This is a genomic window from Rhizobium anhuiense, assembly GCF_003985145.1.
Taxonomy (GTDB): Bacteria; Pseudomonadota; Alphaproteobacteria; order Rhizobiales; family Rhizobiaceae; genus Rhizobium; species Rhizobium anhuiense.
The window spans coordinates 43,920-59,629 of the sequence record NZ_ML133540.1; the positions used below are offsets into that span (position 1 = coordinate 43,920).

General features: G+C 58.5%; 13 protein-coding genes and 2 pseudogenes. 3 read left to right on the forward strand and 12 right to left on the reverse strand.

Annotated features, from left to right (window positions below; all coding sequences use genetic code 11):
* Positions 1–209 precede the first annotated feature (209 nt).
* The 3 genes from fdxB (at position 210) to EEQ99_RS30995 (ending at position 2,995) form a co-directional block, all read left to right on the forward strand.
* Positions 210–533, forward strand: coding sequence for a ferredoxin III, nif-specific (gene fdxB, locus EEQ99_RS30985; protein WP_127431687.1), 324 nt, complete (start codon positions 210–212; stop codon positions 531–533).
* Between the two features lie 327 nt (positions 534–860).
* Entirely contained in the window at positions 861–1,898 is a 1,038-nt protein-coding gene (locus EEQ99_RS30990; RefSeq protein WP_127431688.1) for an aspartate-semialdehyde dehydrogenase, read from the forward strand.
* On the forward strand, positions 1,895–2,995 hold the full coding sequence (locus EEQ99_RS30995; protein WP_127431689.1) for an aspartate kinase: 1,101 nt from the start codon (positions 1,895–1,897) through the stop codon (positions 2,993–2,995). The genes EEQ99_RS30990 and EEQ99_RS30995 overlap by 4 nt, the downstream gene beginning before the upstream one ends.
* Positions 2,996–3,547: 552 nt before the next feature.
* On the opposite strand, the pseudogene tnpC reads toward EEQ99_RS30995, so the two are convergent.
* From tnpC to ccoN, 12 genes and pseudogenes are all read right to left on the reverse strand, one after another.
* Positions 3,548–4,599 (reverse strand): annotated as a pseudogene (tnpC, locus tag EEQ99_RS31000) (IS66 family transposase); the annotation flags it as partial.
* Positions 4,600–4,662: 63 nt separating this feature from the next.
* Positions 4,663–5,010 (reverse strand): IS66 family insertion sequence element accessory protein TnpB, encoded by a 348-nt coding sequence (gene tnpB / locus EEQ99_RS31005; RefSeq protein ID WP_003554417.1) that lies wholly within the window; start codon positions 5,008–5,010, stop codon positions 4,663–4,665.
* Positions 5,007–5,375 (reverse strand): IS66-like element accessory protein TnpA, encoded by a 369-nt coding sequence (gene tnpA, locus EEQ99_RS31010; RefSeq protein WP_127431690.1) that lies wholly within the window; start codon positions 5,373–5,375, stop codon positions 5,007–5,009. Before tnpA ends, tnpB begins: the two co-directional genes overlap by 4 nt.
* 230 nt (positions 5,376–5,605) lie before the next feature.
* On the reverse strand, positions 5,606–7,165 hold the full coding sequence (gene rpoN / locus EEQ99_RS31015; RefSeq protein ID WP_127431725.1) for an RNA polymerase factor sigma-54: 1,560 nt from the start codon (positions 7,163–7,165) through the stop codon (positions 5,606–5,608).
* Between the two features lie 312 nt (positions 7,166–7,477).
* Positions 7,478–7,636: a cbb3-type cytochrome oxidase assembly protein CcoS gene (ccoS, locus tag EEQ99_RS31020; RefSeq protein ID WP_127431691.1), complete on the reverse strand. Its 159-nt coding sequence runs from the start codon at positions 7,634–7,636 to the stop codon at positions 7,478–7,480.
* Positions 7,633–9,918 (reverse strand): cation-translocating P-type ATPase, encoded by a 2,286-nt coding sequence (locus EEQ99_RS31025; RefSeq protein WP_127431692.1) that lies wholly within the window; start codon positions 9,916–9,918, stop codon positions 7,633–7,635. Before EEQ99_RS31025 ends, ccoS begins: the two co-directional genes overlap by 4 nt.
* Complete coding sequence (locus EEQ99_RS31030; protein ID WP_127431693.1) at positions 9,915–10,400, reverse strand: FixH family protein; 486 nt, start codon at positions 10,398–10,400, stop codon at positions 9,915–9,917. Before EEQ99_RS31030 ends, EEQ99_RS31025 begins: the two co-directional genes overlap by 4 nt.
* A pseudogene (gene ccoG, locus EEQ99_RS31035) lies at positions 10,397–11,964 on the reverse strand (cytochrome c oxidase accessory protein CcoG). Before ccoG ends, EEQ99_RS31030 begins: the two are co-directional and overlap by 4 nt.
* Before the next feature lie 338 nt (positions 11,965–12,302).
* The gene (gene ccoP, locus EEQ99_RS31040) at positions 12,303–13,166 is read right to left on the reverse strand and encodes a cytochrome-c oxidase, cbb3-type subunit III (RefSeq protein WP_127431694.1); all 864 of its coding nucleotides are present in this window, start codon (positions 13,164–13,166) and stop codon (positions 12,303–12,305) included.
* A gap of 1 nt (position 13,167) precedes the next feature.
* Positions 13,168–13,320 (reverse strand): cbb3-type cytochrome c oxidase subunit 3, encoded by a 153-nt coding sequence (locus tag EEQ99_RS31045; protein WP_127431695.1) that lies wholly within the window; start codon positions 13,318–13,320, stop codon positions 13,168–13,170.
* Positions 13,321–13,328: 8 nt separating this feature from the next.
* The gene (gene ccoO / locus EEQ99_RS31050; RefSeq protein ID WP_127431696.1) at positions 13,329–14,063 is read right to left on the reverse strand and encodes a cytochrome-c oxidase, cbb3-type subunit II; all 735 of its coding nucleotides are present in this window, start codon (positions 14,061–14,063) and stop codon (positions 13,329–13,331) included.
* Positions 14,064–14,071: 8 nt separating this feature from the next.
* Entirely contained in the window at positions 14,072–15,694 is a 1,623-nt protein-coding gene (ccoN, locus tag EEQ99_RS31055) for a cytochrome-c oxidase, cbb3-type subunit I (protein WP_127431697.1), read from the reverse strand.
* Between the last annotated feature and the right edge of the window lie 16 nt (positions 15,695–15,710).

Below are 15,710 nucleotides of genomic sequence, written 5' to 3' on the forward strand. Positions count from 1 at the left end.
AATGGCAGATTCTATCAACAGCGGCCGAAACGGCAGGTGGGCGCTTTGAGAAGAGCCCACGCAAGATGTGAAGGGACTGAATGCGGAGTTAGAATCGGCCGGATTCTTTGTCATCTACGACGCGACACGCAACGCGTGTCGGCGGGCAATCGGCGGGCCTTCGGCGGAAACATTTATCATCGACAGAACTCGTTAAATCGGAGGAATCTATGACAAGCGCATTCGTGGCTCGCGACGGATCCCGATGGATGCCGGAATATTTAGATTCGATCAACCCTGCGATGTGCATCGGCTGCGGTCGCTGCTTCAAGGTCTGCTCTCGCGAGGTCATGCATCCCTACGGCATGGACGAGGCAGGCGAAATGCTCGGTGTCTGTGATGGCGAGGACGACTTTAATGGTGAGCTCAGTCGCGTGATCATGGTCATTGATTATCCCGGCCGCTGTATCGGCTGCGGAGCGTGTGCGCGCGTCTGTCCCAAGAACTGCCAGACTCATGTCGCCGTTGATCATCGTGCGGTGCACGGATCTTGATTCCATTCGGAGCGATAGAAGCCGCCGGCGCTATTCACAGTGCGGGACAATTGCATCGGTTCAAGACGTGGAGAAGGCGGCATGGCAACTTAGCATGCAAGCAAATCCAGCCATGCGATGCGAAGCTCTTTCTGGGCATCCAGTCTTCCATTCGGAGGCAATGATCACAGGAAACACCAGGTCGAAAGTCGAACGATCTGAAGAGAGGAGGCATTGAACTGTGCATTTAGCCGCGACGACAGCCTTCCCGTTACATCCTTGGGCGGCCGAAGCGGGCTTCGGATTTGAAAACAAGATCCAACCACGAGCTTCTAAATGAGGATCCTCATGAGAGCATTAGATATCTCTGTCGTTGGAGCAACCGGGGTGGTTGGAACGGCCCTGATCAAGTTATTGGAAAAAAGCGAGATTGCGGTCGATCGACTGAGGCTGTTCGCCTCCAGTTCGGGTGCGCGTCAACTCAAGTTTCGAGACCAAACATACTTAGTTGAGGCACTACGCGACATTCGCAATATCGATGATACCAAAACCGACATTGCATTCTTCTCTGCAGGCGGCGACGTAAGCGCCGTATGGGGACCTCGGTTCGCATCCCAAGGAGCCTTGGTGATTGATAACTCGAATGCTTTTCGAATGAGGCCTGACGTACCCCTCATCGTACCACAAGTTAACGCCTGTTCACTTACGGTTCGTCCACCGTCTGGAATAGTAGCAAATCCAAATTGCTCCACGATACAGCTGGTTCGGGCACTACGACCGTTGATAGCGACGTTCGGCGTTAACCAGGTTCTTTTGACTACTTATCAAGCCGCCTCAGGAGTTGGCCGGCGCGGGATTAACGAGCTAGAAGACGGTGCCGAAGCCTGGCTCAAGGGGAGCACGCGGCCCGCTGCGGAGAGCTTCCCTGTCTCTCTTGCATTCAATGTCATACCGCAGATCGGAGAGATTTCCAGCGAAGGCGTGGCTCTCGAGGAACGCAAGCTGGTTCAAGAGTCACGGAAGATCTTCGGTATGCCTCGTCTGCAGTTAACCGCCACCTGCGTTAGAGTGCCGGTAAAGACGTGTCATTCCGAGGCGGTATACGTCGAGTTCGACGATCATGTTCGACTAGAACAGGTCCATGAGCTCCTGGCAAATGAACCAGGTGTTCGACTTTATGCTGACGAAATTCGCGACGGATATCCAACGCCGCGCTTTCTGGGAGACCCTGCATATGTTCACGTCGGTCGGGTCCGAGTTAATCCAGAGAATCCGCGCGGGCTGTGGATGTGGGTTGTAGCCGACAACGTTCAGGTCGGAGCCGCACTCAACGCACTCCTCATCGCACAGCTTGTGATCGCCAATAACTTGATGGATGAAACATGAAGACGACTATTGTCAAATTCGGCGGTTCGAGTTTTCGAGATCCTTGTGACTACGCTCGAGTTGCTCAGCATTTAGCTAAGCTGCGGGCTGCAGGCGGAACCAAGATTATCGCCGTGGTCAGCGCAATGTATGGTATAACCGACAAGCTGAAAGCAACCATGCTTGGCGTCAACAGGGAAGCATCACCATCGAATCTCGATGCGGCACTTGCCACGGGCGAGATGCTAAGTGCCTGCATGTTGGAAGCTGCGGTCAGTCGCCTTGGGATTCCCGTGACGTCGTTGAACGGCTATGTCCTAGGGATACGCACAAATTCAGACTTCGGTCGGGCTTCAGTAGAAAGCGTCGATCCTCAGCCAATCAGGGCTGCACTTCAGGAGCATGACATTGTCATTGCCACGGGTGGTCAGGCAATTGATCAATTGGGCAGACTAACGTTTCTCGGCAGAAACAGCTCCGACCTGACAGCCGTCGTGATCGCAGCTATGTTAGGAGAGCAAGCTTGCGAAATATATTCAGATGTTAAGGGCGTCTACACCGCAGATCCTCATCTTGTACCAGGGGCACGATTAATCCCGAAGATTGGGTATTGGACGATTGCGCAGATGTCGCGGCAAGGCGCAAAGGTGCTGCACCATAGGGCAGTGGATTATGCTAAAAAGCACGCAGTCGCCATAGTTTGCAAAGCACTGACTAGTGACGGAGCGGAGACGGGCACGATCATCACAGGCCACGGATACTCCGGTTCCGTGACAGTAGCACGCGACGCAGCAGTATTAGCTGTCGCGAGTGACGCAGAATGCGACACTCTCCTTGTGCTTCTTGATCAACACGACATTAGCTCAATATTCTTTGAAGTGGACGGCAGGCCTTGCCTTTGCATCATAACCGACATCGATTTTGCGATGCGCCTTGTCGCATCGGCAGGCACGCGCGCGGTCGCCATCGGATCAAGGGTCGTGGTGACCGAGCTTAATGGCGCGATGTCGCGCGTCCACCTTCACGTTGACTACGAGAGCGCCTTGGCACATGCACAAAACATCCACGAACAGATGTATCCTGCAGCCATTCGCGATCTTGTGATAGAGAACGACTAAACAGCGCCACAGGCGACGCCCGAATGGAGGCGGCGGCGAAGTCGCTTGATCTGGCCATCGGCCCGGGGATGCTTCGACTTGGTAGCCGGGTGATCGCTAGCGACGATCGCCTGTTCCACCGCCCTGATAACCTCGGCACATCGTCGACTTCAACATGCAGCCTTCATCGCAGGGACAGGGCGCGGACAGACGCGATCGTTAACTTCGAAAACGTCATTGTCGAATGCAGGTTCTGAATCGCCGCTTTCCAGTTGGTAGACGAGGACAGTGCAAAGCGGCTGAAATCAACCCTTCGCCTTGCAGTGCGCCAGCACCTCGTCCTCGTGCTCCAACGCGCGCTTGATGCCCTTGCGCCGGCCGCTGGTTGCCAGACTCATCGCGCAGGTACCTCGCATGCTCGGGCCATTGATGCGGCCAGCGGCAGTCCGCGCCGCGGTGCCATATGACTAACGGCCCTTGATGACATCGCGGTCGGTCTTCAGCGCGCCTCCTAGTCTCCGACTTGTTTGATGTCCAGATGTCGTGGAAGTCTCGTCGCCAATGAGCCCAGCAGGCGGCCTCCTTAAAGCGAGATGTTCCCTTTTCTCCAGGCGCGTATAGCTTGCCATATCCTTTGTAGCCGTCAGCCTGAAGGATGCCGCTTGATTGCTTGAGGTGGCGGTGGACGTGCTCTTCTTTCCAGTCAGGAGCAAAATAGTAGACTGCACCGGGCGGGGAACTGCCTGCCCATGGACGCTGATCGCGGACATACGTCCAGATCCTGCCCTTCTTCACACCCTTGCCCAACCCCATATCCCGCAGCGAGCGATCCAGCACTCGGATCGGGGTGTCGTCGGCATGAAGGAGGTCACTTGCCATAATCGCCGTTTCGATCCGCTCGATGAGAGGCTGAAGCACCTGCATGGCGCGACCACACCAATCAACCATCGGCTGTCGGGAATGTCGGCGCCCATGCCGGCGAAGATCTCGTTCAGCCGGTACAGTGGCAAATGGTCGTCGAACTTCGAGACCAGAATATACGCCAAGAGGCCAGCGCCGGCCATGCTGCCCGGTATCGGGCGGCTGGGCGCTGCCACCTGCACCATTTTCTCGCAGCAGCGGCAGGACTTCTTCAGTCGAGCAACCTTGATGACTTTCATCTGCGCGGCGATCATGTCGAGGATTTCGCTGACGTCCTCACCGACAAGACGCAATTCACCTCCGCATTCCGGGCAGCAGGAGCCAGGATCGAGCTCTCGGCGCTCGCGAACCGCCTTGTCCGAGACGCGTGGGCGCCGGCGCATGATCTTTTCAGCCGTATCCGCCAAGGGAACAACAGACGCCGCCTCATCAGGTTCATCGATTGGCGCCGTACTGCCTTCAGCGGCGGCGATCAACAGATCCTCAAGCGCCAGTTCCAACTGCTCGATTTCACGCTCAATCTTTTCAGACGACTTGCCGAAGACCTGTTTCTTCAGCTTGGCAATGCGCAGCCGCAGCGTTTGGATTAACTGATCATGCGCTTGCAATGTGGCCGACATCTTCGCATTTTCCGCCTGCAAAGCGGCAATCATTGCCTTGAGAAAGGCTGGATCGTCCGGAAGATTTGTCGTCGCGCTAGACATGATCCTGACTACCACGAGCCAGGAGAAATTTCCATAAAAACCAGTGGTTTCAGTGAGATAAAATCACCCGACACGGGCCGGTGGCGCACCCCAATCAGGACGACGCCAATCGATCCCTTCCCACAACATCGCCAGCTGGGCCGACGTCAGCCGGGCAGTCCCGTCGGATGCCGAAGGCCAAGGAAACCGCCCCTTCTGCAAGATCTTGTAATACAGGCAGAAGCCCTGGCCATCAAAATACAGCAGCTTCAAACGATCGCCACGCTTGCCGCGAAAGGCGAAGACCGCGCCGCCAGTCGGCTTCTGACGCAAAACATCCTGCGCAAGCGCGGCAAGGCCTTCTACTCCCTTGCGCATGTCCGTGATCCCGCACGCAAGATACACCCGAACGCCGGTCCCAGGCCCAATCATGCTGCTTCCACTGCCCGGATAATCTGCGTCAGGACATCGGGAGCCATAGAACTCTCGAAACGAAGCGTGCGGCCGCAGCTCAATCGTAGCACGATTATTCCGCAGCAGATCTCTCTTCCTTCAGAGACATCGGCCTGAGCCGCACTCAGCCCGACCGGAATGAACACCGCATTCCCTGACGTCGAGAGCAGCCCCTTCTTCTTCAACTCGCTGCGCCAGGTGTAGATCTGCTGCCGTGTGACATCGTGACGACGAGCTACCTCGGTGATCGTGGCTCCAGCTTCCCCAACCGCCGTAACAATCGCGAGCTTGTCCTCGTTGCTCCACCGACGTCGGCGTTCTTGCCCAAGAATTTCTACGCGCATCGCAACCTCGCCTAAGACACGTCGCTAACGACGTCGTTAAACACGTGTCTTAGGCCATCAAGATCTCAGGCGGCAGGCGGTGCCAATCGGGCGGTTACGCCCAAAATAGACATGGCGGACTTGGCCAGCGCAAGCACCGCGGGCGTGATCCAAACTCACCCACCGGCTAGCTTCATAGAGTCGCGCCGCTTAGGGCCGGATGCTTCGATCCAGGTCGAAGCATGACAGCGTTAGAAGCCGGCGACCTTGGCGAGCGCCCGTTTCTCGCGGCGGCGCTGGACCGAAGAGGCAATGTTCATTGCCTCCCGGTATTTCGCTACGGTGCGGCGGGCGAGATCGACGCCGCCCTTCTTCAGCATGTCGACGATATCGTCGTCGGAAAGCACCGCCTCCGGGCTCTCCTGCAGGATCAGCGCACGGATCTTGTGACGCACGGCCTCGGCCGAATGGCTGTCTCCGCCGGCGACGGCGCTGATCGAGACGGTGAAGAAATATTTGAGTTCGAAGAGGCCGCGCGGCGTCAGCATATATTTATTCGACGTGACGCGGCTGACGGTGGATTCATGCATCTTGATCGCCTCGGCGACCGTTTTCAGGTTCAGCGGGCGCAGGTAATCGACGCCGTGCAGCAGGAAGGCGTCCTGCTGGCGGACGATTTCGCTTGCCACCTTCATGATGGTTTTTGCCCGCTGGTCGAGGCTGCGCGTCAGCCAGTTGGCGCTCTGCAGGCAATCGGAGAGGAAGGCGTGGTCCTCGCCGTTCTTCGTCACACGGGAAAAATAGGACTGGTTGACCAGCACGCGCGGCAGCGTATCCGGATTGAGCTCGACCAGCCAGCCGCCGTCCGAGGCGGGCCTGACGACTACATCCGGCGTGATTGCTTCGGAAACACCCGCTTCGAAGCCGCTGCCGGGCTTGGGATTGAGCTGACGGATCTCGCCGAGCATGTCGAGAAGATCTTCCTCGTCGACGCCGCAGAGCCGCTTCAGCGTGGCAAAATCGCGCCGGGCCAGCAGTTCGAGGTTTTCGACCAGAGCCTGCATGGCCGGGTCGTACCGGTCCTTCTGCCTGAGCTGGATCGCCAGGCATTCGGCGAGGCTACGGGCGAAAACACCTGGCGGATCAAGGCTCTGCAGGGTGGCAAGCACGCGCTCGGCCTGTGCGAGGCTCGTGCCCAGCCTCTCGCCCGCCTCGACGATATCGGCCTGCAGATAACCGCAGTCGTCGAGCTGGTCGACGAAATTCTGCGCGATCAACCGGTCGGCCATGTCAGGCAGGACGAAGGGGATCTGCTGGGCGAGATGATCGCGCAGCGACACCTGACCGGCGACGAAATCGTCGAGATCGTAGTCGGCGCCCTCACCGCTGCCCGGCATCGACTTCCACTGGCTGACGAGTTCCGGCGCATCGAGGCGCTGCGGGGCTCCGTCATCAGGAAAGACATTGGTGTAATTGGCGTCGAGTTCGTCGTTCAGCCGACTGGTGCTGGCGCTGCCGCCATTGTCATACCAGTCGCTGGAGAGCGCCTCGGCGCGGTTGTCATAGCCATCGTCGGAGCCGGCATCCTCAGGCTGATGAGCATACTCTCCATCTTCGGCATCGCCGCGTTCGCCGCCCGCCTCGCCGTCATTCGACGGAAATTCGAGCAGCGGGTTCTTCTCCACTTCCAGGGCGATGAACTGGTTGAGTTCGAAATGAGTCATCTGCAGCAACTGGATGGATTGCATCAGTTGCGGTGTCATCACCAGGGACTGGGTCTGGCGCAGGAAAAGATTGGCGGACAGTTTCATGACGAAGTTCCACTTAATTCTCGGGTCCATGCCTGATCATGACCTCAGGCACGGAGATCGATGCCTTCACGTGAAATTGGCACGTGCTTGGCATCATGAACCACTTGGGGCAACTTGGGCGCCCCGGCGCCAATAGCTTTCAAGAAAGCCTGCCAAATCATCGATTGAATTGCGAAAAAGAATATTCTTAATTTTAGTTATTTCGGCGAGCAGTGAACTTGGTTAGGAAAGTGCATTTGTCGCGGAGCCGACGACAGTGCAGATTGTCGCAATTGTCCATATTCCTTTCGTGTTTGGTCTCAGTTGTGAGGTTTAGGGTTCTCGTTGATCGGTTTCGTCCTCGGCGAGGATCCGCCAGGCGGCGCCTTGAAGGTCGTCATACTGGCCGCTCGTCAGCGACCAAAGGAATGCCAGGAGTCCCATTCCTCCCATCAGTAGCGCGATCGGTATGAGATAGATCAACATGTTCATGCGGCTTCGACCTCCGCACTCCTGCCGATCCGCCCTCGAATTTGCATATCCCGACGCTTGCCGAAGGCGTTCAGGCGCAGGGCGTTCGTCACGACGATGATCGAAGAAGTCGACATTGCCACCGCCGCTATCAGCGGCGTCGCCAATCCGGCAATGGCGATCGGCACCGCCAGAACGTTGTAACCGATGGCGAGAGCGAAGTTCTGCCGGATGAGGCTGGCGGATCGTCGCGCAACGGCGATCGCTTCCGGAACAGCGTCAAGGCGATCATTGAAGAAAACCAGATCAGCCGCCTGTCTGCCGATATCGGAGGCCGTGGCCGGCGCCATCGAGACATGCGCGGCAGCAAGTGCCGGGGCGTCGTTGATCCCGTCGCCAACCATGAGCACGCGACGACCTTCGCCATTCAGCCTCTGGCATTCCTCGACCTTCTGTTTAGGCGTCAGAGAGCCCAAAGCCCTGTCGATACCCAGGACATGCGCCGTATTGTCGACGACGGTCTGCCTGTCTCCGGACACGATCAGCGTTTCAAGGCCGGCTGCATCGAGCCGGTCGATGGCCTCGCAGGCACCTGGACGAAGCGTGTCATCGAAGAAGAAGCGGGCAAGATCGACGCCATTCTTCGACAGGACCACTTCCGAGAACGGACTGTCGGCGGTGCGGGGCACGACGCTGGTTCCGCAGGCAAACACCGCGTTGCCCAATCGATAGACATCTGCTCCATTCCTGGCTTCCAGTCCCCCGCCTCGGATTTCCGTGACGAGGTCGAAGACCATGAGGTCGGTTTCGGTATCCCGTACCAGGGCCCGAGAAAGAGGATGCCGTGAATGCGCTGCCAATCCACGAGCGATCACGGTGGCGCTCTCGTCCATGGCGTCCACTCTGACAAGGCGCGAACTGCCGATCGTCAAGGTGCCTGTCTTGTCAAAGGCCACGGTGTCGGTCTCGGCCAGTCTTTCGAGTGCTGAGCCGTCCTTCACCATGATGCCCTTCCGGAAAAGTTCGCCCGCGGCGACGATCTGGACCACGGGTACGGCAAGACCCAATGCGCATGGGCAGGTAATGATCAGCACCGCAACGGCGACCAGCATGGCCTGTTTCCAGTCTCCGCCCTGGAGGCCCCAGGCAAGGAAGGAGACCAGCGCCAGCAGATGCACGACCGGAGAATAGAGCGTCGCAGCGCGATCGGCGATCCTGCGATAGCGAGCTCTTCCGCCCTCGGCGGCTTCCATGAGGCCGATGATCTCCGAGAGAAGCGAATCCTTGGCAATTCTTGTCGCCCGCAGCACGAGGGAGCCGGTCAGATTCATCGCCCCGGAACTCACTTCGCTGTTGCTGGCGACGGCGACCGGGCTGCTCTCGCCGGTGACGATGGAGAGGTCCACGTCGCTCTCTCCGCTGACGACGATGCCATCGACGGGAACCCGTTCGCCTGCGGCTATCGAGATTTCATCCCCCGCCGCGATTTCTTCTACCGCAATGTAGCGTCGCGACCCGTCCGGATTGATCAGTAATGCTCCGCGCGGCGCCAGTCTTGCGAGTCCGTTGATCGCCGCCCGAGCCTTTTCCCGCATGACATGATCGAGGGTTCTGCCGATCAGCAGGAAGAAGAGCAGCGAGACCGAAGCGTCGAACCAGGCATGCTCGCCGTGATGGACGGTCTCCCACAATGAAACGCCATAGGAGAGCGTCACGGCGAGCGAAATCGGAACGTCAATGTTGGTGCGCCAGTGCCGCAGCGCATTCCAGGCCGATCTGAAGAAGAAGCGCCCCGCATAAACCAGCGCGGGCGCTGCTATCATCGCCGAGATCCAATGAAACATGTCGCGCGTCGCAGCATCTGCGCCCGACCAGACCGATACCGAGAGCAACATGATGTTGGCGGCCGCAAAACCGGACACGCCGATCGCGAGGAGAAGTTGATTTCTGGTCTTGTCGTTCTCGGGAGCTGAGGGCGTGAAGAGATGCGCGCGATATCCGGCCGAGTTGATCGCTGCCAGGATCTTGGACGGATCGGTTGCGCCCGTCTCGATCTCCTCCTGGTAGACGCAGCTCACCCTTCGGGCCGTGAGATTGACTCGTGCTGTCTTGACGAAGGGAAGCGCCAACAACGCCCTTTCGATGGTCGAAATGCAGCCACCGCAGTGGGCGTCGGGAACGCTCAGGTCCAGCTGGCGCAATCCTTCGCCGAGCGGCTGGCTGGCAAGGCGGACCTCTTCGGCATTGAGTGATGTCGTGCTGAGGGCAAGCACGCTTTCCGCGTCCATGGTACAGCAGTTCATTGGCCTGACTCCGCGGTATCGATGCGTTTTGCCTCATGCATGACGACAACGCCGCCGTTTCGCGAGGTGGCCTCGACGATCCAGTCACCGTCGGCGAGATCATGCTCCGCTTCGAACCGCCCCGCGGCTGTCTTCCTGAGCGTAAGGAGGAAGTCCTCGTGGTCTCCGACCGGACGTTTGAAATTCAGAATGACGTCGTCGACGATCGCAGGCGATCCGCTCTTGTCGTGAATATCGTAGCGGATCTCGTGCCCCGTTATGGAGAGGCTGCCCTCGATGCCGGAAGCGGCCATTGCCTTCATCGCCGCCGCTTTGCGGTTGAACTCCTGACTGGCGACATAGGTGTTTTCCACGACCAGACCGCTCCAGCTGGAAGAGGCATAGAAGGCCATGGTGACGTTTACCGCGATCACCACGCCAAAGAATGTCGAGGTCGAAAGCAGCATGTGCAGGCCTGTAAAACCTTGAGCGGAGGTCTTCATTTGATGTCTCCCGGTGCATTGAACGCCGCGCGGTAGGTTGCCCGATCGGCATGTTCGGTATCTTCGATAACGAACAGAAATTCATTGGTCGCGGCTCCGGTAGGCTTGCGCGTAACGAAGATCTTCAGCGTCGTGGCCGCGTCGGGCTCGGCATGTACTGTAAAGCTGCGGGCGTCTTCCTTGCCTACCTCGGGAATACGCATCGTCGCCCCCTCCAGCCCGACCAGGCTTATGTTCACATCCCTGGGCTTCGGCACCATGTTCAGGATACGAAGCGTGTAACCATTCCGCAGCGAGCCGTCGCTTTCCAGAACATACTGGGGGTTTCGGTCGTGAACGACGTTGAGTTCAAGGCGCTCCCGAAAGGTGAGATGGACGAGCATGGCCACGCCGACCGCCGCCCAGGCGATTGCGTAAAACACGGTTCTCGGACGAAAGATGATGCGCCAGTTGAAGTGCCGGATCGCCGGAACGAAAGTCCCATCATCGTTTCTAACCCTTGACGGCTGAACGGCTGTTCGCCCTACCCTGGTGGCAAGCGACATGTTGCTCGAGTATTCGCTCAGCGTGGCGTAGGCGATCAGGCCGCGAGGCTTCCCGCGCTTCTCCATACGACCGTCGCAGGCGTCGATGCAAAGCGCGCATGTGATGCACTCCATCTGCTGCCCGTTGCGAATGTCAATTCCCATCGGACACACGGCCACGCAGGCATTGCAATCGACGCAATCCCCGACCGGGATGCCCTTGGCTCGAGCGCTCTTGGGGTACCGCGACCGCTGCTCGCCCCTCCAGGCATTGTAGGTGACGACGAGAGAATTTTCGTCGAGCATCGCACCCTGGATGCGTGGCCAAGGGCACATATAGGTGCACACCTGCTCTCGCATGAGACCGCCGAGCACATAGGTGGTTGCAGCAAGGATGGCGACGGTCGTGTAGGCGGTTGCAGGAGCGTGGCCGGTGAACAGCGAAACAAGCAGGCACGGCGCGTCGGCAAAATAAAAGATCCACGCTACCCCCGTGACTACGCTTATCAGCAGCCAGATCGAATGCTTGACGACACGCTTCCTCAGCTTGGCAAAGCTCATTGGCCTAGCGTCGAGCTTCATTCGCGCGTTTCGATCGCCTTCGAGTGCACGTTCGACGACGAGAAAAAGATCAACCCAGACCGTCTGCGGACAAGCGTAGCCGCACCATGCGCGGCCAACCGCGGAAGTGACGAGAAACAGGCCGAGGCCTGCCATGACGAGGAGACCCGCTACATAGTAAAATTCCTGAGGCCAGATTTCGATGAAGAAAAAGAAGAAGCGCCGTGAGGAAAGGTCGATGAGGATTGCCTGGTCAGGCGCGTAAGGACCGCGATCCCAGCGAATCCATGGCGCGAGATAGTAGATGCCGAGCGTAACCAGCATGACGATCCACTTGAACCGACGGAATCGTCCCTCTGCACGCTTGGGAAAGACCTTCTTCCGAGGAGCGTAGAGAAGCTGCCGGTTGCGACGGGCGTTGACTGGCTCGCCACTGAGCCTTTTGATGTATCGGGATCTGGTGCGGTGCGGAGGTTCATGGGGCCTATCGGACTTCATCTGCCGTTGTCCCATCTGCTGCGCATCTGCCCTTGATGCAGATCAAGAGACAAGGCCTTCCCGCGAAAGGAAAACGCCATGGAGAGAGGGCGTGGCTTTGGGGGGCTACGGGGGAACAAGCAACCACGCTGGAACGTCCTCGACAAGGCTATTGCAACCGGCTTGTCTGCTCGTGGTCTTTGAGGCAGGTCCAACTGATGATCGACCTGCCGCTCTTTGCTAGGTCGTCCTGATTGGAAGGTGGCGGCGTGGCCTTGCCGCGTCGTGCCATAGAGATCGAAGATTTGGTTGTCGCCGTGAGCTGTCATGGTTTTTTTCCTCACGTCCCGCCGCCAAGCGAATGCACGAAAATGGTAAGTTCCTTGACGGTCGTATCGCCGAGACGCCCTGCCCAGGCAGGCATGACGCCATGCTTGGGAGCGGCCACCTGACGGATGATCGCATCCTCGCCACGTGCCTTCAGCCAAATCGCATCGGCGAGATCTGGCGCGCCCATTTCGGCTTTTCCTTTGGCGTCGTCGCCGTGACATGCGGCACAGTTATCGACGAAGACCTGTTTTCCGGCCTCTGCGAGGCCGGGGTCCGACGGTGTATTGGTCAGTCCCCAGACGTAAGCCGCGACCTGCCTTGTCTGGAGGGGATCCAGAACATCGGCAAAGGGCGGCATCTCGGAAGCATGAGTGTCCGTATCCTCGTCGAAGCGAATTCCATGCGCGATCGTCGCCTGGATGGCATCCAGGTCTCCACCCCACAGCCAATCGTTGTCGTTGAGGTTCGGAAATCCCGGGCCGCCGCTTGCTCCCGAGCCATGGCACGGCGCGCAGTTCACCTTGAATGCAGATGCGCCGCCGGCGACCGCGAATTCGCGAAGGGCAGAATCGGAATCGATCTCGTGCACCGTCTTGGCGGCGATCAGATCATGAAGCGTCGTCTGCGATGCCTTGGCCTGATCGAGGTTCTGCTGCAGCTCGGCGCGGCTGGAATAGCCCAGCATGCCCTTCGTAGCGTCGGTAATCATCGGGATCGCGGGATATGCGATCGTATAGCCCAAGGCCCAGACGATAGTGGCGTAGAAGGTCCACACCCACCAGCGCGGCATCGGATTGTTGAGTTCGCGGATGCCGTCCCATTCATGTCCGGTCGTTTCGACGCCGCTAAATTCATCGATATGTTTTTCCGACATCTCAATCATCCTTCAAGGGAATATCGGCGGCCTCTTTCGCCGTTTGGTTGCTGCCTGGGCGAAGAGTGAACACAATCGCACCGATGAAGAATGCCGCCATTGCCAGGAGCCCCCAGCTGTCGGCAAATTGTCTCATTGCAGTGTAGGTTTCCATGGATCACCTCATCGGTAACCGGTCGCGTCGTCGTAGGTCGAGAAATCGACCAACGTTCCGAGCATCTGCAGGTAGGACACCAGGGCATCCATTTCGGTCAGCGCGGCAGGATCGCCGTCGAAATCGCCGGTCTTCGCCTTCGGATAGCGGGCAAGCAGGGCCGTCGTATCTGCGTTCGGATCGGCTTGGGCCATCATGTCGGCCTCCGCGTTCGCCAGCATCTCGTCGTTATAAGGCACGCCCACGTCCTCGTTGGCCTTCAGGTCCATTCCGACGTCCTTGACCGTCACCCTCTGCTCTTTGAGGAAGGCGTAACTCGGCATGATCGACTCCGGCACCACTGCCCGAGGATAGGCGAGATGCTGGACATGCCATTCGTTGGAGTAGCGCGCGCCGACACGGGCCAGATCCGGCCCGGTTCGTTTGGATCCCCACTGGAAAGGATGGTCGTACATCGACTCGGCCGCGAGCGAGTAATGGCCGTAGCGTTCGACCTCGTCGCGGAAGGGCCTGATCATCTGGCTGTGGCAGAGGTAGCAGCCTTCGCGGATGTAGATGTTTCGTCCGGCCAGCTCGAGCGGCGTATACGGCCGCATGCCTTCCACCTTTTCAATCGTGTTCTGCAGGTAGAACAGCGGTGCGATTTCGACGATGCCGCCGATGCTCACGACGAGCAGCGAGCCGACGAGAAGAAGCGTCGCGTTCTTCTCGAGGATCTGATGTTTATCAAGTATCGATGCCATATCTCACCTCATTCGGCAGGCTGTGCTTGGGGCACGAAAGTGGTTGGGATTGCAGCTTCGTCGCGCACGTGGCCGCGGATCGTCATGAACACGTTCCAGGCCATGACGAGACCGCCCGCCAGGTAAAGCGTTCCGCCCACGGCGCGCAGCACGTAGTAGGGGAACATCGCCGCGACTGTCTCCGCGAAGGAATAGACGAGGAAGCCCTGGGAATTGTACTCGCGCCACATGAGCCCCTGCTGGATGCCGGCAACCCAAAGCACGGCGGCGTAGACAACGATCCCGAGGGTTGCGAGCCAGAAGTGCCAGTTGACCATCCGCAGGCTGTAGAGACGCTCGCGTCCCCATAGCTTCGGCGTCAGGTAGTAGATCGCCCCGAAGGTGATCATACCCACCCAGCCGAGAGCGCCGGAATGCACGTGGCCGATCGTCCATTCGGTATAGTGGCTGAGCGAATTGACGGTTTTCACCGACATCATCGGGCCTTCGAAGGTCGACATGCCATAAAAGGCAATGGCGACGATCATCATCCGGATGATGGGATCGGTGCGGATCTTGTCCCAGGCGCCCGAAAGGGTCATGAGGCCGTTGATCATGCCGCCCCAGGAGGGCATCCAGAGCATGATCGAGAAGACCATGCCGAGCGTCTGGGCCCAGTCGGGCAGTGCCGTGTAATGCAGATGATGCGGGCCGGCCCAGATGTACATGAAGATCAGCGCCCAGAAGTGGATGATCGAAAGCCGGTATGAATAGACCGGTCGGTTGGCCTGCTTCGGCACGAAATAATACATCATTCCCAGGAAGCCGGCGGTGAGGAAGAAGCCGACGGCGTTATGGCCGTACCACCATTGGGTCAGCGCGTCCTGGACACCCGAGAAGACAGAATAGCTCTTGGAGCCAAGGAACGAGGCCGGAACCGCCAGGTTGTTGACCACGTGCAGCATGGCGATGGTGATGATGAAGGCAAGGTAGAACCAGTTTGCCACATAGATGTGTGGCTCTTTGCGCTTCAGGATCGTTCCAAGATACACGGCGAGATAGGCTACCCAAACGATGGTCAGCCAGAGGTCGACGTACCACTCAGGTTCGGCATATTCACGGCCTTGAGTGATTCCAAGAACGTATCCGGTCGCAGCCATCACGATAAAAAGCTGGTAGCCCCAGAATACGAACCAAGCCAGGTTGCCGCCGAAAAGACGCGCGCGACAGGTGCGTTGCACGACGTAGAATGACGTCATGATGAGCGCATTGCCGCCAAAGGCGAAGATAACCGCCGACGTGTGCACGGGCCGCAGTCTTCCGAAATTGAGATAAGGGGCGATGTTGAGGTCAGGAAAGGCCAGTTGCAGCGCGATGATCACGCCAACCAGGAAGCCAACCACGCCCCAAAACACCGCGGCGATCAAGCCATACCGTATCACCTCGTCGAAATAGCCGGACTTATCGACGTTACGCTGTCGGCCTGCCGGCGAAAATTCAACCTTGCTGACCATCAGCACAGCCCCCATAACGAGGCAGAGGCAAAGTATGCCCATATGAACCGCAAAGAGATGATCATGCGCGAATGCGGCTAGTAGCAGCGCTAGAAACGCCGCGACCGCGATCACCATCGTTTCCGTTGTGTAATTCATGATGTCGTCCCCAGTA